This window comes from Streptomyces sp. NPDC002958, from assembly GCF_055563255.1.
The window spans coordinates 55,921-79,087 of the sequence record NZ_JBVHDS010000010.1 but is presented as its reverse complement, the minus strand read 5'-3'; the positions used below and the strand labels follow the sequence as shown (position 1 = coordinate 79,087).

Genomic DNA, 23,167 nt, shown 5'->3' with positions numbered 1-23,167 from the left:
ACACAAATGTGGCCGGACAACCGGCGGGGGACGTGAACGAGATCTTCACGCACGCTCCGCGTTGGGGTCGATCAGCTCGCGATGCTCGGCCTTGTCGGCCTCCGCCTCGGCGATAGAGCCGAGCAGGCGACGGACGTTCTTGGGGGAGCGCAGGAGGTGCACTGTCTTCGTCCAGGAGCTGAAGTCCTCTTCGGACGTCAGGAGCCTTGGTGGTTTCCACTGATCGCCGTGAGTCGTGCGGGCGGCGGGGAGCCGTCCCCGTACTACCGGCGACTGCGTACGAGCAGATAGAGGAAGTACGGCGTGCCGATCATGGCGGTCATGAGGCCGGTGCCGAGCTGGGCCGGTGCGATCACGGTGCGGCCCACGAAGTCTGCGGTGCAGACGAGGGCAGCGCCGAGGAGCAACGCGACCGGAATCACGCGGGCGTGCTGCCGCCCCACGAGGGCACGGGCCGCGTGAGGGGCGACGAGTCCCACGAAGCCGATGGTGCCGGCGGCGGCCACGGCGGTGGCGCTGAGCAGGACGCTCAGGGCGAGGAAGCCGAGGCGCCCGTGTCCGAGGTCGAGCCCGAGGAGCCTGGGGGTGTCCTCGTCGAGCGACAGGAGGTCGAGCTCGGTATGCCGCGCGACCGCGACGGCCACGCCCACGGCCAGAGCGACCGCGAGGGGCACCACATCGGGCAGGGTCCGGCCGTAGGTGGAGCCCGAGAGCCAGGTGAGCGCCTTCGTCGCGTTGAAGGGGTCGGTGAGGATGATGAGCAGGCTGATCAGGGCGCCCGCCCCGGTCGCGACACCGAACCCGACGAGGACGAGCCGGTTCTGCCGGAATCCGCCCCGCGCGGCGAGTCCGAAGACGAGGACGGAGCTGACCGCGGCGCCGGCGAACGCCGCACCGGCCACGCTCCACGACCCGGCCTGGGGCACCGTCGTCACGAGCAGCACGGCGCCCAGCGCGGCGCCGTGGGAGACACCCAGGATGCCGGGTTCCGCGAGAGGGTTGCGGGTCACGGCCTGGACGAGTGTCCCGGCCAGGGCGAGTGCGGCGCCCGCGAGGAGGGCGGCGAGGACGCGGGGCACTCGGGTGTCGAGGACGAAGGTGGTGGTCTGCCCGGCGCGGCCTTGTACCCAGTTGGCCACGTCGCCCAGGAGCAGCTTGGCGTCGCCCAGCAGGACGGCGGCGATGGTGACGCCGACGACAAGGGCCACCAGGACGGCTGTGCTGGTGAGGAAGACGGTCCGGCTCCTGATACGCAGCCGGTCGGCCACGGGGGCTTCGGCGGTGTCCCGGACCCGCGTGGCCATGACGATCAGAAAGACGGCGCCGACGAGGCTGGTGACGACGCCGGTCGGCACGGTGACGGCGGTGTCCGCCGGGACCAGGGTGCGCAGCAGCACGTCCGAGCCGAGCACCAGGGCGGCGCCGACGAGGCCCGCGAGGGGAATGGCCACACGGGTTCGGGAGAACGCGCGGAACCGGCGGGCGAGGGGGCGGACGAGGGCGGGGGCGCACAGGCCGACGAAGCCGATCGGGCCGGCCAGGGTGACGGCGGCCGAGGAGAGGAGGGCCGCGAGCGCGACCGCGGTGACGCGGGTGGCGCCCACCGGGACACCGAGGCCGCGGGCGGCGTCGTCACCGAGAGCCAGGGCGTCGACCCGGCGGGCGAGGAGCAGCAGCCCGACGAGGCCGGCGACGCCGATGGGTGCCATCTGCAGCACGCCGTCGAACCCGTTCTGGGAGATGCTGCCCTGGTTCCACTCGTAGAGGCCCTCGGTCTGCTGCGGGAACAGCAGGAGCAGTCCCTCGGTGACGGCGGTAAGGCCGAGGGTGAGGGCGCTGCCGGCGAGCACGAGCCGGACGGTGCCGGCGCCCAGGCCGGACAGCCCGAGCACGACGGCCGCCGCCGTGAGGCCGCCGACGAAGGCGACGCCGGAGGAGGCGAGCAGCGGGAGGGAGACGCCGGTGGCGGCGACCAGCCCGAGGGCCAGGTAGGAGCCGGCGTTGACGGCGAGGGTGTCGGGCGATGCGAGGACATTGCGGCTGACCGCCTGCAGGGCGGCGCCCGCCATTCCGAGCACGATGCCGACGAGCAGCCCTGCGGCCATCCTCGGCAGTCGCGAGGCGATGACGACGGACGCGTCGGCGGGGTCTGCTTTTCCGGTGAGCGCCTTCCAGACCTCGGGTGCGCCGACGGAGGCCGTGCCCTGGGTGATGTCGACGAGCGCGAGGCCCGCGACGAGGAGGAGCAGTGCGGCCGTCACCGCGGCCGCGCCCGTCCGGGACGGGGCCGCCGACGGGCGGGTGGCGGGAGTTTTCGTGGTGACGGCCATGGTGTTACTTCGTCAGCGCGGCGACGACGGAGTCGATGTACTTCATCATCGACTCGGGACCGCCGAACATCCAGATGCCGTCGGGCAGTCGGTGGACGTTGCCCTTCTCCACGAACGGCAGCGAGGTCCACACCTTGTCATTGGCGAGCGCGCCGGTGAAGGGGGTGCTGTTCTTGTCGCCGTCGTTGCCGATGTAGGCGAAATGCACGTCGTCGCCGAGCTTGGTGAGACCCTCGACGTCGGTGGTGCCGAGGCCGTACTCCTCGTCGCCCTTGACGGACCAGGCGTTCTTCAGGCCCAGCTTCTCGTTGACCCCGCCTATGAGCGAGCCGCTGGTGAAGGGCCGGATCGAGACCTGGTTGGAGACGACGTAGCCGTCGGCGAAGGCGATTTGCGCACCGGCGAGTCCGGCATCGGCGAGGTCCTTCTTGCCTTCGGCGATCTTCGCGTCGAACTGCTTGTTGAGCTTCTCGGCCTGCTCCGTGGTGCCGGTGGCCTGGGCGATGAGGTCGAGGTTCTTCGTCATCTGGCCGACCGGGTCGGAGGCGTCGGCCGCCTTCACCTCCAGGACCGGCGCGACCTTGCGCAGCTGCTTGGTGGCGGCCGGCGGGAGGCCGGTGGTGGCGACGATGAGGTCCGGCTTCAGGGCGGCGATGGTGTCCATGCTCGGCTCGCTGCGGGTGCCGATGTCCTTGGGGTTGTTCTTCAGCGGGGCGGCGGTGTCCCAGGTCTTGTAACCCTTGACATCGGCGACCCCGACGGGGTCGACGCCCAGCGAGACCAGGCTCTCGACGACGTTCCACTCGGTTGCGACGACCCTCTTGGCGGGCCCGTCGAGTTCGACCTTCGTGCCGGTGGCATCGGTGAGGGTGATGGGCTCGGCGGTCTTCTTCGCCTTGTCGTCGGCGGCGGGCTCGGTCGTCCCGCAGGCGGTCAGAGTGAGGGCCGCGACGGTGGCGGTGACCGCGGTGAGGAGGCGCTTCATGAGGGGGTGTTGAGCCTTTCGCTTCGCTTGTGGTGTCGGCCGATGGCACGGGTGCGCAGTCGGCACGTGAGCAGGTCGGTCTCGACCTCGATACGGATGCCGTACGTATCGGTCAGTCGCTGTGCCGTCAGGACGTCTTCGGGGAGGCCGGCAGCGACGACCCGTCCCGCGTGGAGCAGGACGATCCGATCTGCGACGGCCGCGGCCTGGTCGAGGTCGTGCAGGACCGCGCCGACGGCGATCCCGTGGTCGTCCGCCAGGTCGCGTACGAGGTCGAGGAGTTCGACCTGGTAACGCAGGTCGAGGTAGGTCGTCGGCTCGTCGAGGAGCAGCACACCGGTCTCCTGGGCGAGGCAGGCAGCGAGCCAGACGCGTTGGAGTTGTCCTCCGGAGAGCTGCTCGGCACCCCGGTCGGCGAGTTCCGCGACGCCCGTCATGGCGAGCGCGCGGTCTACGGCGGCCCGGCTGCCCGGGTCGGCCTTGCCCCAGCGGCCCCGGTACGGGTAGCGGCCGAACTCGACGACGTCCCGCACGGTCAGCCCGCTGGGCGTGGGCCGTCCCTGCGTCAGCAGGGCGACGCGGCGTGAGAACTCACGGGGGCTCAGAGCGAGGCCGTCGGTGTCGGCGTCGATGACGAGCGTCGCGGTCCTGGGCCGCTGCAGGCGCGCGATCGTGCGCAGGAGCGTCGATTTCCCGCTCCCGTTCGGTCCCACCAGGACGGTCACCTCGCCGGGCTGCAGTGTCAACGACGCGCCATGTACGACATCGACGCCGTCGTACGCCACGGTGACCCCCGTGGCCGACAGTTCATGACCACGGGGGTGTGTGGCCGCGGAATCTCCTTCACCAACATGCACGCAACACAGGTTAGCCTAACCTAAAATCGTCTTGGCGGGGGGTAGGTCGACGGCAACGCGATCTGGCTTCGACTTCGTCGCGCATCGGCTGGTCGTCTCGACGCTGCATGGCCGGAAGATCTCCGTTCCGCTCGTCGGCCAGTCCGTTGCTTCCTTCCGCGACGCGGTCATGGAGTCGCTGGCGACGTTGGGCATCTGGGTGCGGCTAGACGTGCCCAGGCCCTTCGTAGTGACTGTCGGCGTTCGCTGCGGGTAGCTCTGCAGAGAATTCCGGATGTGTCATTGCACTGTGCCATGTCACATGGTTCACTCGCGGGCAATGAGGTCGGCTCGGGAGACGCCGGGTGTCCACGCGGTCGACCAAGGAGACCTTGCCCCGCCGGTCGACTACCCCTCTGTGCCCATGGCCTGACGGCCCGTCCCGCTGTCCCGTATCAGGATCGGACCCAACCATGACCATCACCGACATCCGTACCGTCGATTATCACGCCGGCGGCGAGCCGTTCCGGATCGTCACCGACGTGCCCGGGATCGCGGGTGACACCGTGGCGGACAAGCGCGTGAGCGCGATCTCCGATCCCGGGATCGACGGGCTGCGTGCCCTGCTGTGCTCCGAGCCCCGCGGCCACGCTGACATGTACGGCGGGTTCATTGTTCCGCCCGACGACGCGGGGGCCCATTTCGGTGTGCTCTTCTGGCACAAGGACGGTTTTTCGACCGCATGCGGTCACGGCACCATCGCTCTTGGCGCGTGGGCGGTGCGTAGCGGCCAAGTTCCGATCGATCCCAGCGGGGTCACGGAGGTAGTGATCGACGTGCCCTCGGGGCGGGTCCGCGCCCATGTGGCCACCGACGGCGACCGGGTCGTCAGCGTTGACTTCGTCAGTGTTGCCAGCTACGTCCTGCACGACGAGGTGGCGGTCCCGACCTCGCGCGGGGAGGTCCGGTGTGGGATCAGCTTCGGCGGCGCGATTTATGCTCACGTCCCGGTCGCAGCGGTCGGCCTCGACGTGAGTGTGGCCTCGCTTACGGCGCTGATCGAGCTGAGCCGCGAGATCAAAAGCTTCCTCAACCCCACCGCCTTCGCCGAGCACCCGCTCGACGACAGGCTGAGCGGCATTTACGGCGTCATCTATATCGACGACCAGGGGATCGGTCCGGACGGCAGCCTGCGCCAGCGCAACGTCACCGTTTTCGCCGACGGTGAGGTCGACCGTTCGCCCTGCGGGTCGGGTACCTGCTCGCGGGTTGCCGCTCTGCATTCCACCGGCCAGCTCAAGCCCGACCAGGTTCTCGCGCACAGCTCGATCACCGAGGCGACTTGGCTTGCGCGGGTGCAAAGGACCACGCACGAGGCAGGCCGGGAGGCCGTGGTGCCGGTGGTCACCGGCCGGGCCTACCAGACCGGCGAGCACCGGTTCATCGTCGACCCCGACGACGACATGGTGCCGGGTTTCGTGCTTCGCTGAGGGGCAGTCACAACGTCAGCGGTATACGACGGTTAAGAAGCAGTTGGCCGTGACTGGCGATCCCGATCGTGCGAAGGACCGGAATCAACCCGCCAACAAAGTCAGGAGCGCTTCACCTGGCGAGTGGGCAGTCGACTTGGCGGACAGGCCAGCGGTATGGCTTCTGGTCGGCAGGGTCGGCTCGGCTGCAGGCCGGACAAGATCCGGGCAGACTCGGCCGACCAGTTCGGCGGGGAGACTGTCCTCATGCAGATCCCCGCCGAAGCCGTGGCCGCCACCGTGTTGATCGAGGTCGTACGGATCTCCGCCCTCCCGATCGAACGGGGCGCCCCGTACCCCGGCAAAGCGGTCGCCTACTGGGCCGGGAACGAAGCAGCCAACGCCCTGACCCTGATCGGGTCCCTGCCCAGCGGTGAACGGCACCGCTGTCGCTTCTCACCGGGCTGGAGCATTCGCGCGTATGAGGAGTGCCTCGATCTGGCCCTCTTCGAGGCGGCGTTCTGCTTCAGCTGCCACGAGATCCGCATGCACGGAACAGCCGTCCCACCCACGCTGGCCACGCAGTTCTTCGACGCAGACACTCCGTCGGCTCAGGCCCTCCTCGCCCTCTTCCGTGCGACGCCGCCTTGACCCCCTGGTGGCTGGTCGGAAGCTTTCGAAATGAGCGCTTCAGCTGGCGAGTCCCGCCAGGTGGAGTGCTCAGTCACGCGTATTCACAGGCCGCCGTACAACGCTCTGGCGGCGGCCCGCCCTGATTCCGCACCACGAATGCGAGGCCGACGATGACCACCTGGCCGCCGGCGCGGTGCTCGCCGCCGCGCCCCGCGAACCGGTCTACCGCGCCCGCATCGGCTGCCGCGTCGTACGCTGCGGCGCGAGCACAGGCGCCGGCTGGGCCGAGCAGGGGCACCCCGACCGGCTACCGGCCACCTACCACCGCACCCACGGGGTGTGCTACTTCCACGGCTGCTACTCCATCGGTGACGACCGCCTGTGGGGCGTCAACCGCCGCAAGAAGGGCGGCGCCGCAAACACCCTGGCCGCACTGAAGTCGATCCGCGCCGCCCGCCCCGATCTGCGTGATTCCGGACAACCTGTCCGCCCACGAGGGCACTGGCGCCGCCGCCCACGGTCGTTTCGCCGGTGCGGTCGGCGACGAGATCGAGCACCAGGTCGTGGGAGAGATCCCTGCCGGAGGACGGGGCACGCCGTCCGAGCCGGGAGGAGGCCGATTCGGCCACGCGCGAGGCGGACAGGCGCGCAGCCGAGCGCAAGATAAATGTACGTACAACTGATGTGAAATTTGCTCAGGCGGCTTGCGCGCCGGAGTTGCGCCGCCTAACTTGAATGTACGTACATTCGATCGGGAGGGTTCTCTTGGTGACCAAGCAGCGCCACCGGACCGTGATCATCGGCGGCGGGACCGCAGGTATCTCGGTCGCGGCTCGGCTCCGCCGCGCCGGTGAAAAGGACGTCGCAGTGCTCGACCCAAGCCTTCACCACTATTACCAACCGTTGTGGACGCTGGTCGGCGGCGGACGAGCACCGCTGAAGGAGAGCATCCGCCCGCAGGAGACCGTGATGCCGAAGGGCGTGCGGTGGATCCGCCGCGCCGCGGTCTCCATCGACCCCGAAGCCCAGGAGGTGACACTGGATGACGGTGGCACCGTCTCCTACGACCACTTGGTGGTCTGCCCCGGCATCCAGTTGGACTGGGATCGAGTGCCGGGCCTGGAGGCCGGGCTCGGCAAGGACGGCCTGTCGAGCAACTACCTGCCGCACGCTGCTCCCGCGACCTGGCGCTTCATTCGCGGGACCCGCTCGGGCAGTGCGGTGTTCAGCATGCCGACGGGCGCCATCAAGTGCGGCGGCGCCCCGCAGAAGATCGCGTACCTCGCCGCCGACTACTGGCGGCAACAGGGCGTCCTCGACAGGATCGACATCCACCTCGTGATACCCGGTGCCGCCATCTTCGGCGTTCCGGAGTTCGCGCGCGTGCTCGACGACGTGGTCCGCCGGTACGGCATCAACGTCCACTACGGCAGCGAGGTCACCGAGGTGCGCCCCGAGGCCCGCGAGGTGGTCGTCACCGACCTGGGCACCGGGGGCACGAAGACCCTGCCGTACGACATGGCCCACCTCGTCCCACCGCAGAGCGCCCCTGACTGGATCAAGCGCAGCCCGCTCGCCGGAGCCGACGACCCGGCCGGCTACGTCGAGATCGACAAGCACACCATGCGGCATGTCAGGTACCCCAACGTCTGGGCCCTCGGCGACGTCGGATCGTCCCCGAACTCCAAGACCGGCGCCGCCGTGCGCAAGCAGGCGCCCGTGGTCGTCGAGAACCTCCTCGCCACGATGAACGGCCGGGAACCCACGGCCGCCTACCACGGCTACTCCTCATGCCCGCTGACCACGGCCCGCAACAAGATGCTGCTCGCCGAGTTCGACTACAGCGGTCAGCCCACCCCGTCGATCCCGGTGATCGACACCATCCGCGAACGCACCGACATGTGGTACCTCAAGCGGCGCGGCCTGCCGTTCCTCTACTGGAACCTCATGCTCCGCGGGCTCGCCTGATCCGAAACCGGAAAGCGGGAACCCGACCGGAGACCCGGCGGATCGCACCCGCGGTCCCGGCCCTGCGTACATCGCCACCCTGCCCCTGGCCACCTAGCCGTCGCCGCGCCGCATCCGTGACGCGCGGCCCCACCGACCCGCCACCCGCGCCCCGGGCCCGATGCCCCGGCGCACCCGTCACCGCTCATCCTCAGGAGCCCGTCATGCCGAACCACACCGGACCGCTGGTCTTCGTGCAGTTTTACCTCGACTGCCTCTCCCACGCCTCGTACCTCGTCGGCGACCGCACCACCGGCCGGGCCGTTGTGGTCGACCCGCAGCGCGACGTCAACGACTACATCTCCACCGCCGAGCGTCACGGCCTGACCATAGAGCGGGTCCTCGAGACCCACATCCACGCCGACTTCCTCTCCGGTCACCTGGAGCTGGCCGAGCGCACCGGCGCCCGCATCTCCTATGGCTCCGCCGGCACGCTCGACTTCGAAACCGACCCCCTGGACGACGGCGAGCACCTCAGCCTCGGCGAGGTCGACCTGGAGATCCTGCACACCCCCGGCCACACCCCCGAGTCGATCTGCGTCGTCGTACGCGAACATGCCGACGACGCCATCCCCTACGGTGTCCTCACCGGCGACACGCTGTTCATCGGCGACGTCGGCCGTCCCGACCTGCTCAGCGCCCGCGGCCGGTCCGCCGAGGACATGGCCCGCGCCCTGTACCACTCCACCCGCGAGCGCCTGCTCACCCTCCCGGACGACACACGTGTCTACCCGGCACACGGGGCCGGCTCGGCTTGCGGAAAGAACCTCTCGACCGACCTGAGCTGCACGATCGGCAACCAGCGCCTGGGCAACTACGCCCTGGCCGACATGACCGAGGACGAGTTCGTCTCCGTTGTGACCGAAGGCCAGCCCGCCGCGCCCGCCTACTTCGCCTTCACATCCGTGCGCAACCGCCAGGCCCGTCCAGTCCTGGACGAAAACACCCCTGTTGTCTCCCTCACCCCGGACGCCTTCCTCGACGCCCGGGCGCGCGGCGTCATCGTCCTGGACACGCGGGACCCGGAGTCGTTCGCCTCCGCCCACCTGCCCGGCGCGGTCAACGTCCCCCTCGGCGGACGCTTCGCCGAGCTCGCCGGCGAGGTGCTCGACGCCCGGGACAGCATCATCCTGTGCGGCGACCCGGCCACCGCGCGCGAGGCCCGCAACCGTCTCGCCCGCATCGGCTTCGACCGCGTCCTCGGCGCCTTGACGACCCCGGTCGACGCCGTCGGCGCCGAATATCTGACCGCCGCCGTGCGCGTGGAGGCCGCCGACCTCGGTGACCGGCTCGCCAAGGGCGCGGACGACTTCGAGCTGGTGGACGTGCGCGGCCGGGGCGAGGTGCGTGAAAGCGGCACCATCCCCGGCGCTCGCCTCGTCCCGCTGCCCGAACTGGTCGGCCGCCTCAGTGAGCTGCCGACCGACCAGCCGCTGACCGTGCTTTGCGCGAGCGGCAACCGCTCGTCGGTGGCCGCGTCCGTACTGCGCGCCCGCGGCTTCGAGGCCACCGACCTACGCGGCGGCTTCTCCGCCTGGCGCGGTGAGGTCGCGCACCCCACCGACACGACCCCGGGTGGCGTCCCGGCGTGAGCGAGCTCATCCTCTCCCTGCTCTGCGGAGGCGTGGTCGGCCTGGCTCTCGGCGCGCTCGGCGGTGGCGGGGGTGTCCTCGCGGTCCCAGCCCTGGTGTATGTCCTGGGCGTCGCACCCGCCGACGCCGGGACCACCAGTCTGGTCGTCGTCACCGTCACCTCCGTCACCGCCCTCGCCCGCCACGTCGGCACCGGCAATATCCGCTGGCGGACGGGCGCCCTGTTCGCCGCGGCCGGCGTGGCACCCGCCATCGGGGCGTCCATGCTCGCCCACCGCATCCCGCAGGCCGTGCTGACCACCGCGTTCGCTGTCCTGGCCGCTCTCGCCGCCGCGGTGATGCTGCGTGGTCTCCGCGCAGCGCACGGGACCCGCTGGGCTGCCGCATCCGAGACGGCCGCCTCGCAGACCACCGCACCCGGGCCGGCCGTGGGGGCCGTCGCGTCCCACTCCAGCCGGCCCGGGCTCGCGGACGCGACCGCCGTCCGGGCGGCACCCCGAACGACCGACGTGACCAGTGCGGCCACGAAGCGTGCGGGCGGTCCCGTGCCGGAAGAGGCGGGCGGCGCTGACGGCCCCGGGAGGTCCGTCGGCCGGGCCGGGTACCTGCGCACCGCCGCGGCCGGAGCCGGCCTGGGTGCAGTGACCGGGTTGCTGGGTGTCGGCGGCGGCTTCCTTGCAGTACCCGCCTTGGTCTCGGTGCTCCGCCTGCCGATGCGGCAGGCCGTCGGCACCAGCCTCGTGGTCATCCTCATCAACTCGGTCGCGTCCCTCGCCACCCGCCTCGCGGCCGGAGGAATGTCCCTCGACCTCGCGATCGTCGGTCCGTTCGTGGGCGCCGCCATCCTCGGCGCCTGGAACGGCAAGCGGCTGGCAGCCAAGCTTTCCGGCGCCGCCCTGCAGCGGACTTTCGCCACCCTGCTGCTCGCGGTGGCCGCGTTCATGCTCATCGATGTGTTCGTCTGAGGTTCGCCGCACGGCTGCGGTTGGTGCCGCGGCGGGTGACGGTCACTGCTGATCGGCTGCCGCCTGAGCGACGGGCATCCGAGCCCGTCGCGCGGCCTTTGGCGTCCGGAACCCGCCCGGAGGTACGGGTGCCGGTCACCTCGGGCCGCCACCCCTGCGGGCCAGGTCAACGCATCATTGTCCGAGGAGCCGGTGAGCGCGGGTTTGCACCGCCCCTGCAAATGTACGAACATCCAACTTGTGCCAGTGGCATCCGTCCGACCCCCGAGCCCCAGGAGGGCACCGGTGACCTCCCGACCCGGCCCCCGTTCCCTCACCCGATCCGCGGGCAAGCCGCTATGGGCACAGCTGCGCGCCGACCTGCTGCGCCGTCTCGAAGATGGCGAGTTCCGCGATGTCTTCCCCGGCGAGCACGACCTCGTTGCCGAATACCAGGTCAGTCGGCACACGGTCCGCGAGGCCCTCCGTCAGCTGCGTGCGGAGGGCCTCGTCACCGCCCGGCGCGGCAAAGTCTCCCGGTTCACTGCCGGCCGCCCGCTGGAGCAGAAGGTCGGTGAGGCGTACAGCCTTTTCCGTTCTGTCGAGGAGGTCGGCGCCGTCCAGCGCAGCGTCGTACGTGTGCTCGACCAGCGCGCCGACGGTGTCATCGCTGCCCGTCTGGGACTTGAGGAATCCACACCGCTTGTCTACCTCGAACGTCTCCGTCTCGCCGACGAGGAGCCGCTCGCCGTCGATCGCGTGTGGCTTCCTGCGGACGTGGCCCGCCCGCTCCTGGACATCGACTTCACCCGCACCTCGCTCTATGACGAGCTCGAACGCCACTGCGGCACCCGCATCAGCGGCGGCTGGGAGCGCATTCGGGCCGTCACGCCCGGCCGCGGAGAGCGCACCCTGCTCGACTGCCCCGAGTCCACCGCGCTGTTCGCGATCGACAGGCTCGGTCACGACACCGGCCTCCGCCAGGTCGAGTGGCGGCAAACGCTCGTCCGAGCGGATCGCTTCGCCGTCGCCGCCGCGTTCTCCGCCGACGACGGCTACCGGCTCGGCGCTCCGGTACGTACGCCCTGACCCGAAATCGCTCCTCGGGGCCCGACGGAGCGTGCCGCCCGAGCACGGTGCCGCCGTCGTCGCCACCGTCCTGGAGGACAAGCGGCCGCGGGCCGCGTGGCTGGGGGAACTCGATGGCATGCGCCATCGGATCACGGCCAACCGCGCGGACCTCGTCGCCCATCTCCGCGCGCTCGGCCACGAGGAGCAGGCGACGTTGCCCGTACGGCAGAAGGGCATGTTCTCGATGCTGCCGCTCACGCCGGACCAGATGGCTGCTGCAGCCGGGCCGCGAGCTCCCGCGGCAGGACGTCCCGGTTTGCCGGAGTGAGCTGGACGACCTCGATGTCGGCGCGCCGCTTGAGGGCGTCGGTGAACGGATCGCGGTGTGCGTGGACCGTGGCGACGACGTCGACCTCTGCGACGAACAGCGCGTTGACCGCGTGGCGAAACGCCGTGCACGCCAGTTCCATCCGCCCCAGCTCGTCGATGAGCACCAGCCGCCCTGCTGCCTCCCTGGTTGCTGCCGGCCGAAGCGACGGCAGCGCCAGTCGTTCCATGACGCCCAGGTCGACGCCGTATTTCCCTACCCGTGGCGGACCGGGCAGGTCGACATGGGCGAGTACCTCCCGCCGGCCTGCCAGGGTCTCCAGGGCGAAACCGACGCGGGCGCCGGATTGCCGGATCTCCTCCGTGGTGAAGCCGGTGGCCGCGTGGGTGGGCAGCAGCGCGGCCAGCCGACGGAGAGCGGTCGTCTTGCCCGCGCCAGGGCGGCCCTCGAGCAGGATCCTGGTCGGCACACTGCCATCTTCACCCCGCTTCCGGAGGCGGCTCGGGTGGGCTCGGCCGAACGGGGGTTTTGGGGTGCGGACTGGTGCCGGTGTCGCCGTTGCGGGTATGGCGGCGGGCATGAGCGGAATTGAACTCAGCAGCACCGCGTTCGACGACAAAACCGTGATCCCCCGTCGGTACAGCGGGGAGGGTGAGAACATCTCACCGCCCCTGACCTGGTCGGGGGTGCCCCACGAGGCCACGGAGTTGGTGCTCCTGTGCGAGGACCCGGACGTGCCGGGGACGACCTTCCTGCACTGGCTGGTGACCGGCATCGATCCGGGGACCACCGGGGCGGCGGAGGGCCAGAAGCCCCACGGGGGCCTGCCGTGGCCCAACGGCTTCGGTCGCGTGGGCTGGGGAGGGCCGATGCCTCCACCGGGGTACGGGCCGCACCGCTACTTCTTTCGCCTGTACGCCCTGTCCGAGCCGCTGCCGCTGCACGACCACCCGGGCGCCGAGGACGTGCACCGTGCCCTGAAGGGCAGGGAGCTGGCCTCCGGCACCCTGGTCGGGACCTATCAGCGCTGAGCGCGTCACCGCTGGGCGTAGCCATGGGCGCCTTACAGCGGCGGGGCGAACCGGGCCGCGGTGACCGTCCTGCGGTGCACCAGGTTGCGGGCCCGCCGCCGGGCTCACGAGTACGACGCGCCGGGTGTTTTGCATGCCGCTCATCCGCCGCGCTGCCGCTCCAGCCCAGTGTCGGCACGTTCCGCGCGCGGTGCGATCCGGGGGTCGGGCGCAAGGGGCGACCCGTGATCCAGGAGGCGCTGCGCGCCGGTGTCAGGACAGGGTCCCCGGGTCGGTGTATCGCAGCAGGGCGCCCACGCCCTCGTACAGCCTGAGCTCGCTCTCCGGTACGACGACCAGCTCGGCACGGGTGCCGACGAGGGCCCGGACGAGGGCCTCGTCGGCGCGTTCTGCGCGCGGGGCCCGCACGCCGAAGGACATCAGCTCCGCCTCGGTCAGGGCGAGCTGAGTGGGCTGGGGGCCCGCCCAGAGCCGCAGCGAAGACCCTGGCGGCCGGTTCAGCAGCAGTGCCGCGACCTGGCCGCGCTGGAGGGCGGCGACGGTGGCGGCCAGCCCCTCCGCCATGGGTCCGTTCAGGGCACGCCGACCGATGAAGATGTCCACGAGTTCCCGGTCGTGTGCGGCCATGCGGCCGCGGAAGACGCCGTCGAGCTGCGGCTCCAACAGGGCGCGTCCGGTGTCGGTGGGCGTTCGGCCGCCCACTCGTACGACCTTGTCCCGCAGGGTGTGCGGCAGGCGGCGGATCAGTACGTTGCACGCCCACTCGTCCCCGCCCACGACGACGGCGTCGGCATGGGCGCGCCGCGCCCGTTCGTCCAGCCGGTGGCCGAGCCGGAGGGAGGTGCGGTGCCAGGTCGCCACCGCGACCCTGCGGTGCAGCCGCTCACCCGGCATGACGGTGGACGCGGGCCAGGTGCCGGTCTCCGCCTCCAGAGTTACCCAGCCGTGAGTCTCGGCGGTCGGAAGGCCGCCGTAGTGGACGACTACGGCCATGTAGGGGATCTCCGGAACGTGCTGGGTTACCAGGGGCATCGCGTCCGGCAGGGTGCTGTAGCGCGCGGAGTCGTGCTCGGGCGGCCTGGGCAGCTCCCCGTCCAGGACAAGCGTGCCGTGGGCGGCGAAGATGGCCTGACCGTGCACCCCCGGCACCCCTGTGTCGGCGCCGACCGCCTCCTCCAGTACGTTCAGCAGCACCCGGTCCGAGCCCTGACGGGACAGACTCTCGCGCAGCCGCCGCCAGCGCAGCGCGATCGCCCGCTCGGGATGCTCGACGTCTCGGGAAGTGTCCAGGTACACGGAGGCGAACGGGCCCGGCTCCGCGTAGAGGGGTTCAAGGAACGACAACCTCATCGCCACTCCTCGTCGATGGTTCAGCCTCCTTTGATGATGCGCGCCCCAGAAGACGATGGAGCTCGACTAGCACAAAGCGGTGCGGAACGCGGGGTGGTCAGGCGCCGGCCGACAGCAGCCGGGACGAGGCGAGCGGCGATGACGGCCGCCCAGGCCGGGCCCATCCCGTCCCGCGAGTACCTGGTTCTCGGCCACGGCGCCATGACCTACCAGCGCTCCATCCGCACCCGCGACCACCTGTTCCCCACTTCGCTGAGGCCCTGGAACAGCGCCTGGCCTCCCTCGCGGTTCCCGTCAGGCACGGCCGGCACGGCCGGTCCGGCTGTCTCGTCCGACGACTGCGGGACGGAGAACCGGTGAGCAGGCACCGTGCCCGGCCGCGCGGTCACCCCCGGCTCGGCCCGGCTTGCCCCGGGCGGAGCCGGACACGGCCGAGCCCGGCGACAGCCAGCCGCAATCCCCCCTCGCCCCCGGTGAGGACTGCGTCGTCGAGAGCGGCAACGCCTCCATGCCCGTGGATTGCCGAGGCGCTGTTGGCACGGCGCGCGGGCTACACCGAGCGGTGCGCCGCGAGGTGGTCGCGCAATGCGCGGGCGGCCAGGTCGCGTTCCTCGCCGGTCACGAACGCCCGTACGCCCTCGGCCCGCCACTCCGCCCGCCGGGCGGGGGTGCGGGCCATGGCGCAGAACGGCACGCCGTGTTCGGCGCCGGAGGCGCGGAGCGTGCTGACGGCTTCGCGCACCAACGGGTGGGTGAGCTGCCAGGGCACGCCGTAGGACTGCGAGAGGTCGGCCGGGCCCGGCAGCACCAGGTCCACGCCGCCGGCGGCGAGGATCTCGTCGATCGCGTCGACTCCTTCGCGGTCCTCGATCAGCGCGATGACCGCGATCTCGGCGTTCGCCCGCTTCGTGTAGTCGAGCGGGGCGATCGCGCCGAAGCCGGGTCCCCGCCCGCCCCCGAGGGAGCGCATGCCCTCAGGGGCGTAGCGGGCGGCGCGGATCGCGCGGTCCATGTCGGAGCGCTGCCGCACATGCGGGATCACGACTCCCATCGCTCCGGCGTCGAGCACCCGCAGCACCGCGCCGGGGTCGGCCTCGGGTACGCGGACGAAGGCGGTGAGGCCGACGGCTTCGGCGGCCCGGATCAGGTTCTCCAGCGTCTGTGGGTCGACCAGGGCGTGTTCGGTGTCGAGGATGACGAAGTCGTATCCGGCGCAGCCGATCATCTCGACGACCGACGGCTCCGGGATCGAGCAGAACAGTCCGTCGACCTCTTCGCCCGCGGCGAGCTTCGCCTTGACGGCGTTGGGGCGCAGCATGTCAGTCCTGCCTCCCGTCCGGATCGTCCAGGTAGTGGAAGCCCGGCCGGGGGTGCATCAGGAAGTCGTGGTGCGAGATGTTCCAGGCGTATGCGCCGGCGACGGAGAAGGCAACCCGGTCGCCCGCGCGCAGCCCTGCCGTCGGAACCTTTCGGGCCAGGACGTCCTTGGGGGTGCACAGCTGGCCGGTGAGGGTGACCCGGTCCTGGCGGGCCACCGACCGCGGCCAGGGGTGCGGCCAGCCGTCCACCGGCAGCACGGAACAGGGCTGGTCGTGGCCCTTGGTCGCGGGGGTGCGCAGATGGTGGGTGCCGCCGCGGACGACCGCGAACTCCTCGCCCTGGCTGTGCTTCACGTCCAGCACCTCGGTGGCGTACCAGCCGCAGTACGCGGTGAGAGCGCGGCCCGGTTCGATGCGGAGTGTCAGGTCGGGGTGGGTGTCGGTGAGTTCGCCGAGTCCCTTGCCGTACGAGGCCCAGTCGAAGCGGCGGACTGGCTCGGCGTAGTCCACGGTCATGCCGCCGCCGACGTTCACCTCGGCGAACCGGACGCCGTGCCGGTCGGCCAGGCCGGTCGCCCAGCGCACGATGGAATCGGCCACTGCCAGTTGCTCGTCCGCCTCCAGGCCGCTGGCGAGGTGGGCGTGGACACCGCGCAGCTCCAGCTGGGGGCAGGTGCCGTCGGTGAGCTGCCGCACGGCGTCGTCGGCCTCCGAGGGGTCGAGACCGAACGGTGTCGGGCGACCGCCCATCGCGAGCGAGCTGTTCTCCAGCAGGGCGTCCGGCAGCGGCAGATTGAAGCGGAGCAGCACAGCGATCTGCGCGTCCGGGGCGGTCCGCGCGGCCAGTTCGGCCAGCATGCGCAGATCGTAGCCGCTCTCCACATGGAAGCGGCGTACGCCGAGTTCCAGCGCGGCCGTGATTTCCGCGGGCGTCTTGCCGGGGCCGCCGAACGCCAGCGGCCGGCCGGGGACGGCCTGGTGGACATGGGCGATCTCGCCGCCGGAGGAGACCTCGTAGCCGTCCACGTACGGGGCGAGGGCGGCCAGGATCTCGCGGTCCGGGTTGGCCTTGGCCGCGTAGTACAGCTCGACGCGTTCGGGCAGGGCTGCCCGGACGGCGGCGGCGTGTTCGCGCAGCGCGGCGATGTCGTAGACATAGGTGGGCAGTTCGGCGGACGGCAGGGAGAGGACGTGGTCGCGCACCGGGCGGGTGGGGAGGGTCATCAGGCGTTCCAGGGGTTGTCGGCGTCAGTCGCGTGGTCGTCGGCGCCGATCGCGCCGGACAGGACGTCCGCGGCGAGCGGTGAGGGAAGGCAGACGTAGCCGGCCTCGCGGTCGGCCTTGCGTTCCCAGCGGGTGAGCAGATTGGCCTTGGCGGGCAGCGGCACTCCCGCGAGCAGGGCGGCGAGCCGGGGCGGGCAGCCGTTGCGGTCGGCGTAGTCCTGGATCGTGGCCCGGACCGCGGCCCACAGGGCGGGCTCGGTCTGCGGGTGCAGGTCGGCCAGGGCGGCGAGCAGCTCGGCGGCGTGGTTGACCAGCAGGCAGTAGACGACTCGGTCCCAGCCGCGCTCCGCGTCGTACGTCATGGGGCGCGCGATCTCGGGTGGCAGGGCGGCGAGCGTGTCGGCGTGGTGCTCGGGGACGAGCTTGGTGCCCTCCAGGTCGCGGAAGAGGATCTGGGCGGGCATGCCGTCGCCGTCGACGCAGACCATGACGTTCTGCAGATGGGGTTCGAGGACCAGACCGTGGTCGAAGTAGGCGGCCAGGACGGGCGGTAGGAGTAGTCCGAGGTATGCCTGCCACCAGTCCAGGGCGGCCTGGGGGCCGATGCCGTCGAGGAGGCGGGAGATATGGCCGGGCCCGGTCGGGTACTCGTCGGCGACGGCTGCGGCGAGCAGTGCGGTGGTGTCGGGCAGTTGCCGCTGGGCGAGGCCCTCGCGGACGATCACGCCGAAGCCTTCGAGCAGGGCGAGGTCCGGTGCGCCGTCGGGGCCGGGGACGGCGAGGCTGCGGTAGGCGGGCTCGCGGAGCATGGCGCTGCCGGGGAAGCGGTCCGCGAGGTCGGCCAGGGCGGGCTGGAGGAGGCGGGTCAGGGCGACTGCGCCGGACAGCTCGTAACTGGCGTTCTTGCGCAGGCAGTTGGTGATCCGAATGTTCAGGCTGAACTTCAGGAAGGTCTCGCCGTCGTACAGCGTGCGGACGGAGGCGGTGGCGGCGAACGGTGTGTCGCCTTCGCCGAGGTCGACGATGTCGCCACGTTCCAGTGCCTCGAGCAGTGCGGGGTGCTCGTGCAGCAGCTCGTACTGCCAGGGGTGCGCGGGCAGAAGGCGGTAGCCGTCGGGGACGTCGGCGCGGAGCCGGTCCAGCGGAGCGGCTGCGCTCGGATCAACGGTCTCCTCGACGACCAGCTCCTCGCGCACGGCGAGGTGGCGCAGCGGGAAGACGGCCGCGGCCTCGGGGGCGTAGGCGGACCAGGAGTCCGCGTCGCCGCCGCGGGCCTTGGGGGCGGGGTGGAAGCGGTGGCCGAGAAGGAGGGACTGCTCGGAGGCGAGGTACGAAAGGCCGACGGCCGCCCGGCGCTCACCGGCCGCGAGCGCGGCGGAGACACCCTGGTGGCTGGAGGCGATCTGCTCCAGGAACTCCTCGTTGCCGACACCGGTGCGCAGCGAGAGCTCGGCGTGCACATACTCGGCGAGCAGACGCCAGCCGACCTCGGTCCAGGCGCCGTCGCGCTGCTCGGTCACCGGCCCGGTGAACCGGTGGGCGCCGAACAGGGAGGTGCGGCGCAGTGCGATCCGCAGGAGGACGCCCCGGCGCGGGAGCCGCAGCAGCAGGTGGCCGTCGGCGACGGCGGTCTGGTGCTCGCGGCCCGACACCTCGCGGAGCAGGCAGTTGAGGAGGGTGTGGGCCACGGCCTCCTCGGCGGTGGGCAGTTCGCGCGGTACGGACGGCGGGGCGGACGTATGCTGCGGGGCGGTGCCGGTCGGCAGGTTCATCAACGGCTCCAGCGAGGACGGGGCGTACGGCGGATCAGTGCAGGGAGGGCGACCAGGAACGCGGCGATCAGCGCGGCGGCGGATCCGGTCAGTAGGGGCGCGCCGGGGCCGAACCAGCTGTTGCCGGCCGCGGCGGCCAGGCCGGCGGCGACGGCGCCGGCCTTGGAGAAGAACTCGAGCGAGCCGAACATGCGGCCGGGCGCACGGCCCTTGGCGCAGGCTGCGGAGAGCAGGGACAGGCAGACGAGCCCGAGGGTGAGTCCGGCGCCGAGCAGCAGCCGGGCGCCGACGAAGGCGGGGAGCGAACCGGCGACCTCGTGCGCGGCGAGGCCGAGCGCGATGCAGCCGAAGCCGAGCGCGATCCCGAGCCGGGGACGGCTGCGGAAGGCGGAGTGCACGGCGAGCGCGGCCACCAGGTAGCAGAGATGCGGCAGTGCGAAGAGCACGCCGGACATCAGCGGGGTGGTGCCCGGTATCCGCTGCTCCACGAGGGAGATCAGATACGGGAAGGAGATGACGGTGGAGAAGACGAAGGCGAACTCGAGGGCATAGCGGGTGCGCAGGGAGGTGACCGCAGGCGCGGCGGCCTGGCTGTCGCCGGCCGGTCTGCGTGCGAAGTCCGGCTTCGCGGTGGGGGGTTCCGGCAGCGCGGCGAGCATCAGGGCGGCGCCGAGCGGCAGTACGGCGAGCAGCGCGTACTGGCGGTGCGGCGAGAGCCAGGGCGTCAGCGCGCCGACGACGATGGGTGCGAGGACGAGGGCGGCTCGTGCACTGCCCTGCATCAGGGTGAGGGCCCGGGACAAGGCGGGGCCTTCGAGCGCGGCGCCCAGGTAGGCGTTGGACGCTGCGAAGGTGCCACCGAGGATGCCCTGGAGGATCAGTGCGGCGGTGAACGTCGCGAGCGAGTCGGCCCAGCCGGCGAGCAGAAAGGCGAGCGCGAGGCCCAGCTGGGCGCGCAGCAGCAGCCGCTTGCGGCCGTAGCGGTCGGCGAGCCGCCCCCACAGGGGAGCGCCGAGCCCGCCGAAGACGGTGGGGACGACATACAGCAGACCGGCCGACTGGGCGGTCGAGTCGTCCAGCCCGGGCAGGATCTCGGTGAGATACGGGGGCAGGCCGAGGGCGGCGAAGGACGCGACGAAGTAGCAGCCCGCGACGGCGTGCACCTGGCGGCGGCCCAGGGAGGGGGCGGCCGGGGCGTCGTCCGCGGCGGCCGGAGCCGGAACCGGTGCCCGTGCCGGTGAACTCATCGTGTCTCACCAGCCCGTAGCAGGTAGTTGGGGCCGTCGGTGTAGTGCTTGTTGATGTCGGCGGCGCCCGAGCGCTCCTTGCTGAGCAGGGTGCCTGCGCTGACCATCGCCTTGACCGGGAGGCTCGGCGCGTCCAGCACATGGGCGCGCAGCATGGCCCCGGGCTCGCCAGGACCGGCGCCGAGCCGTTCGACCGCCTCGGCGAGTCGGTCGCGCACGAGCCGCAGCAGCGTGTCGAGCGGGGCGCGGCCGTGCCGGGCGAGTCCGAAGGCGTATGCGCCGGCGCACAGATGCACGGTGATCGTGGTGAACAGGTCGGTGAGCGCCCGGTCGTCGTCGGCCAGGATCCGCGGGTCGGTGAAGTCGGACGGCGCGGGGGCGTCGGCGCCGAGCGTCTCACGCAGCCGGACGTGGCGGATGCGGGGCCCGTCGTTGTCCTTCAGCAGCAGCCGCAGCCGGGTGCCGTCCGCAGCATCGCGGTCCAGCACGAGCGAGATGTTCTGCTGGTGGGACTCCAGCGCGATGCCGTAGCCGAAGAGCGTGGTCTGCCAGTCGAAGAGGAGGGTGAGGCAGGCGTCGAGCAGGGCGAGCGGGTCGCCGCCGTAGAACCGGTCGGCGAGGTGGTCGATGACGAGCCGCCCGTCGGGCGCCTCGCTCAGCAGTGCGGCCATCGGAACGACGGCGGACGCGTCGAGTCCGGCCGGGTAGCGGCGGCAGAGGACGGCGAGGAGCTCATGGCCGGCGTGGGCGTAGCTGCTCTCGTCGGCGTGCAGGACCGTGTCCTGGAAGCGTTCCTCGCGGGCGATCACGCTCTCGATCAGGCGCTGGCCCGCGGCGCCGTTCGCGAGTGTGCGGGGCTTGATGGTGCGGCGGTTGCGCAGTCCGAGCGAGGCGGTGGCGAGCGGCACCTTGATGTGGAGGCCGGGGTTGTCGGCGAGGGCGACCGTCCGCATCGACAGGGTCGGGACGACATCGAGGTACGGGCGGCCGGACAGGACGGCCCGGCCCTCCAGGCCGGTCTCGCGCAGGGCTTCGCGCAGCGGCGTGCCGAGGGTGAGCGGGTGGACGGGGAGCGTGAGATGGCTGTGGTCGAGCTCGGGCAGGCCGACTGCCGCGGGGGTGGGCCAGGAGTCGGGCAGCGTCCCGGGGCCGCCCGGCAGGGTGAGGTCCTCCCGGGGCACGGCGAGCCAGCGCAGCGCGAAACATGGATGGAACTCGGGGGCGTAGGCACGTAGTTGGGGCTCGTCGAGGCCGGAACGGCCGCGTGCGGTCGGATAGACCGGGTGATCGAGGCGGGCGGCGAGGGTGTCGTGGGCGAGTTGGCCGGCCAGACCGGTCCAGTCGGCGGCCGCTGTGCCGTGGCGGGCGGTGAGGGCGTCAATGACCTCGTCGTGCGTCCGGGTGTGCAGCCGCATGGTGGCGAGGGTCTGCAGGCATTCCTCGAAGAAGTCGTCGAAGCCGCCGCGGTCAATGGGCTCGGCGAGCGCCCGCAGCGCGCCGACGACCTCGTCGACCGTGGCCAGTGCGGCGCCGTCGGACTCCCGGAGCAGCAGCGGCAGCCGGGCGGCGTCCGCGCACTGGAAGCCGTCGTCGGTGACCGGGAGCAGCACGGCGTCCCCGTCGCCGGCCAGCCGCAGCCACCGGCCGTCCGGCCGCTGTACGGGGGTGCTGCGGGTCCGCAGGCCGACGACGTCTTCGCGCAGCATCGCGCTGAGCACGCGCAGCAGCAATTCGGACTCGTCGGCGTCGACGTGAGCGGCGGTGGCGAGGTGGGCGGTGGTCGTGGTCACGGGGTGAACTCCCAGTGCTGTGCGGCGAGGTGGGCCGCCACGACCCGGTCCACAGTGTCCTGGTCGGTCCCTGTCGCCCGGAGCACTCCGATGTAGTCGCGGTTGGTGTGGTACAGCTCGTGGCGCTCGCCGACCGCACGCAGCGGACGGTACGTCAGATGGACGCCGTCGACAGTCAGTTCGGCGGCAGCGGGGGCCGCGATGAGCGTCCCGGCGCGTTCGGCGCGCAGATGGTCGATGCGGGCCCTGCCGTCGCTACGCGCACCGAGCTCCGCGGGGAGCGGCTCGCCCAGATGCGTCCGGAGGATGTGCTCGAACAGCGGGATGCCAAGGATCTGCTGGAGCATCAGGTCGCACTGGTCGCCGATGACCCGGTAGTTGACCTCGATGATCCGGGCGCGGCCCTCGTGGACCACGAACTCGGTGTGGCAGGCGCCGAATCCGACGCCGAGCGCGTCGAGCTGAGCGAGCACCTGGGCGACGACGGGTTCGGGGTGGGCGGGGACGTAGGTGTGACGCTTCTCGATGAAGTACGGGGGCGGGGAGAGCTCGGTGCGGAAGCCGCCCAGCACATGGCACACCTGGCCGTCGCCGAGGGTCTCCAGGGTGTGCAGCTCGCCGGTGAGGTACTCCTCGACGACCAGCGCGGCGTCCGGGCGGCGTTCCTGGATCTCCTTGCAGCGCAGCACGAGTTCGTCGGCCGTGCCGGCGAGCACCACGTCCTCGCTGGCCACGCCCTCGCGGGGTTTGACGACGCAGGGGTGGGGCACCGGGCGCGCGAGCAGCTGTGCGGGGTCCTGCCCCGGGGCGAGTTCGGCGGACCACACGGTGTCCGCGCCGGTGGCGGCGAGGTGCCTGCGCATCTCGGCCTTGTCCTTGGAGCGCAGCGCGGCCTGCCAGTTCTTGGCGGGGAGGCCGAAGTACGCGGCGGCCAGGGCGGTCTGGGTCTGCAGGTGGTCGCTGTTCGTGAAGATCGCGTCCGCCCGGTGGTGGGTCGCGATCCGGGTGATGACGGCGCGGTAGTTGCGTACGTCGCACGGCAGGATCTCGAGGTCCGGGTGACGGCGCCGGTGAAGCTCGGGTTGGTCGGTGAGCACGGTGACGTCGAGGCCGAGACGGCGGGCGGCGGGGAGGAAGCCCTCGGAGACCGAATCGGTCGGGTTGAGAGCGAGCAGGTACATCCTCATGGGCGGAACCCCTTCCGGACCGGGGTGGGGGATGGCGATGCGGGGCGGGGCG

20 protein-coding genes and 2 pseudogenes are annotated in these 23,167 nt (G+C 71.5%); 10 read left to right on the top strand and 12 right to left on the bottom strand.

Annotated features, from left to right (window positions below):
- Positions 1 to 45: 45 nt before the first annotated feature.
- The 4 genes and pseudogenes from ACZ3IC_RS19425 to ACZ3IC_RS19410 form a co-directional block, all read right to left on the bottom strand.
- Positions 46 to 204, bottom strand: a pseudogene (locus ACZ3IC_RS19425) (type II toxin-antitoxin system Phd/YefM family antitoxin); the annotation flags it as partial.
- 59 nt (positions 205 to 263) lie between these two features.
- Positions 264 to 2,330, bottom strand: coding sequence for an iron ABC transporter permease (locus ACZ3IC_RS19420; RefSeq protein ID WP_467417690.1), 2,067 nt, complete (start codon positions 2,328 to 2,330; stop codon positions 264 to 266).
- A 4-nt stretch (positions 2,331 to 2,334) separates the two neighbouring features.
- Positions 2,335 to 3,315 (bottom strand): ABC transporter substrate-binding protein, encoded by a 981-nt coding sequence (locus ACZ3IC_RS19415; RefSeq protein ID WP_467417688.1) that lies wholly within the window; start codon positions 3,313 to 3,315, stop codon positions 2,335 to 2,337.
- Positions 3,312 to 4,172, bottom strand: coding sequence for an ABC transporter ATP-binding protein (locus ACZ3IC_RS19410; protein WP_467417687.1), 861 nt, complete (start codon positions 4,170 to 4,172; stop codon positions 3,312 to 3,314). The genes ACZ3IC_RS19415 and ACZ3IC_RS19410 overlap by 4 nt, the downstream gene beginning before the upstream one ends.
- A 31-nt stretch (positions 4,173 to 4,203) precedes the next feature.
- Here ACZ3IC_RS19410 and ACZ3IC_RS19405 point away from each other — a divergent pair, with 31 nt between their 5' ends.
- The 8 genes and pseudogenes from ACZ3IC_RS19405 (at position 4,204) to ACZ3IC_RS19370 (ending at position 11,885) form a co-directional block, all read left to right on the top strand.
- Positions 4,204 to 4,428, top strand: coding sequence for a DUF5996 family protein (locus tag ACZ3IC_RS19405; RefSeq protein WP_467417685.1), 225 nt, complete (start codon positions 4,204 to 4,206; stop codon positions 4,426 to 4,428).
- 196 nt (positions 4,429 to 4,624) lie between these two features.
- Positions 4,625 to 5,641 carry a proline racemase family protein gene (locus ACZ3IC_RS19400; RefSeq protein ID WP_467417683.1) on the top strand — a complete coding sequence of 339 codons (1,017 nt, stop codon included), beginning with the start codon at positions 4,625 to 4,627 and terminating at the stop codon, positions 5,639 to 5,641.
- Positions 5,642 to 5,887: 246 nt separating this feature from the next.
- Positions 5,888 to 6,271, top strand: a complete 384-nt coding sequence (locus tag ACZ3IC_RS19395; RefSeq protein ID WP_467417681.1) for a hypothetical protein — start codon at positions 5,888 to 5,890, stop codon at positions 6,269 to 6,271.
- A gap of 247 nt (positions 6,272 to 6,518) precedes the next feature.
- Positions 6,519 to 6,753, top strand: a pseudogene (locus ACZ3IC_RS19390) (IS630 family transposase); the annotation flags it as partial.
- A 268-nt stretch (positions 6,754 to 7,021) separates the two neighbouring features.
- Positions 7,022 to 8,221 carry an NAD(P)/FAD-dependent oxidoreductase gene (locus tag ACZ3IC_RS19385; protein ID WP_467417679.1) on the top strand — a complete coding sequence of 400 codons (1,200 nt, stop codon included), beginning with the start codon at positions 7,022 to 7,024 and terminating at the stop codon, positions 8,219 to 8,221.
- 203 nt (positions 8,222 to 8,424) lie between these two features.
- Positions 8,425 to 9,852 carry an MBL fold metallo-hydrolase gene (locus tag ACZ3IC_RS19380; protein ID WP_467417677.1) on the top strand — a complete coding sequence of 476 codons (1,428 nt, stop codon included), beginning with the start codon at positions 8,425 to 8,427 and terminating at the stop codon, positions 9,850 to 9,852.
- On the top strand, positions 9,849 to 10,817 hold the full coding sequence (locus ACZ3IC_RS19375) for a sulfite exporter TauE/SafE family protein (RefSeq protein ID WP_467417675.1): 969 nt from the start codon (positions 9,849 to 9,851) through the stop codon (positions 10,815 to 10,817). Before ACZ3IC_RS19380 ends, ACZ3IC_RS19375 begins: the two co-directional genes overlap by 4 nt.
- Before the next feature lie 285 nt (positions 10,818 to 11,102).
- Entirely contained in the window at positions 11,103 to 11,885 is a 783-nt protein-coding gene (locus ACZ3IC_RS19370; protein WP_467417673.1) for a GntR family transcriptional regulator, read from the top strand.
- Between the two features lie 236 nt (positions 11,886 to 12,121).
- On the opposite strand, the gene ACZ3IC_RS19365 is transcribed toward ACZ3IC_RS19370, so the two are convergent.
- Positions 12,122 to 12,664, bottom strand: a complete 543-nt coding sequence (locus ACZ3IC_RS19365) for a nucleoside-triphosphatase (RefSeq protein WP_467417672.1) — start codon at positions 12,662 to 12,664, stop codon at positions 12,122 to 12,124.
- Positions 12,665 to 12,773: 109 nt separating this feature from the next.
- Between ACZ3IC_RS19365 and ACZ3IC_RS19360 the strand changes: the two genes are divergently transcribed.
- Positions 12,774 to 13,226 carry a YbhB/YbcL family Raf kinase inhibitor-like protein gene (locus ACZ3IC_RS19360; protein WP_467417670.1) on the top strand — a complete coding sequence of 151 codons (453 nt, stop codon included), beginning with the start codon at positions 12,774 to 12,776 and terminating at the stop codon, positions 13,224 to 13,226.
- A 252-nt stretch (positions 13,227 to 13,478) separates the two neighbouring features.
- On the opposite strand, the gene ACZ3IC_RS19355 is transcribed toward ACZ3IC_RS19360, so the two are convergent.
- Positions 13,479 to 14,576, bottom strand: coding sequence for a baeRF2 domain-containing protein (locus tag ACZ3IC_RS19355; RefSeq protein ID WP_467417668.1), 1,098 nt, complete (start codon positions 14,574 to 14,576; stop codon positions 13,479 to 13,481).
- 138 nt (positions 14,577 to 14,714) lie between these two features.
- Between ACZ3IC_RS19355 and ACZ3IC_RS19350 the strand changes: the two genes are divergently transcribed.
- Positions 14,715 to 14,936 (top strand): hypothetical protein, encoded by a 222-nt coding sequence (locus ACZ3IC_RS19350; protein ID WP_467417666.1) that lies wholly within the window; start codon positions 14,715 to 14,717, stop codon positions 14,934 to 14,936.
- 190 nt (positions 14,937 to 15,126) lie between these two features.
- Here ACZ3IC_RS19350 and ACZ3IC_RS19345 read toward each other — a convergent pair whose 3' ends face one another.
- From ACZ3IC_RS19345 to ACZ3IC_RS19320, 6 genes are all read right to left on the bottom strand, one after another.
- A complete protein-coding gene (locus ACZ3IC_RS19345) occupies positions 15,127 to 15,894 on the bottom strand; it encodes an HpcH/HpaI aldolase family protein (protein WP_467417664.1) in 768 nt (255 codons plus the stop codon).
- 1 nt (position 15,895) lies between these two features.
- Complete coding sequence (locus tag ACZ3IC_RS19340; RefSeq protein ID WP_467417663.1) at positions 15,896 to 17,119, bottom strand: type III PLP-dependent enzyme; 1,224 nt, start codon at positions 17,117 to 17,119, stop codon at positions 15,896 to 15,898.
- A complete protein-coding gene (locus tag ACZ3IC_RS19335; protein ID WP_467417661.1) occupies positions 17,119 to 18,891 on the bottom strand; it encodes an IucA/IucC family protein in 1,773 nt (590 codons plus the stop codon). The genes ACZ3IC_RS19340 and ACZ3IC_RS19335 overlap by 1 nt, the downstream gene beginning before the upstream one ends.
- Positions 18,891 to 20,138 carry an MFS transporter gene (locus ACZ3IC_RS19330; protein WP_467417659.1) on the bottom strand — a complete coding sequence of 416 codons (1,248 nt, stop codon included), beginning with the start codon at positions 20,136 to 20,138 and terminating at the stop codon, positions 18,891 to 18,893. The genes ACZ3IC_RS19335 and ACZ3IC_RS19330 overlap by 1 nt, the downstream gene beginning before the upstream one ends.
- The gene (locus ACZ3IC_RS19325; RefSeq protein ID WP_467417916.1) at positions 20,135 to 21,844 is read right to left on the bottom strand and encodes an IucA/IucC family protein; all 1,710 of its coding nucleotides are present in this window, start codon (positions 21,842 to 21,844) and stop codon (positions 20,135 to 20,137) included. Before ACZ3IC_RS19325 ends, ACZ3IC_RS19330 begins: the two co-directional genes overlap by 4 nt.
- 80 nt (positions 21,845 to 21,924) lie before the next feature.
- On the bottom strand, positions 21,925 to 23,115 hold the full coding sequence (locus tag ACZ3IC_RS19320; protein WP_467417657.1) for an ATP-grasp domain-containing protein: 1,191 nt from the start codon (positions 23,113 to 23,115) through the stop codon (positions 21,925 to 21,927).
- Positions 23,116 to 23,167: the final 52 nt, after the last annotated feature.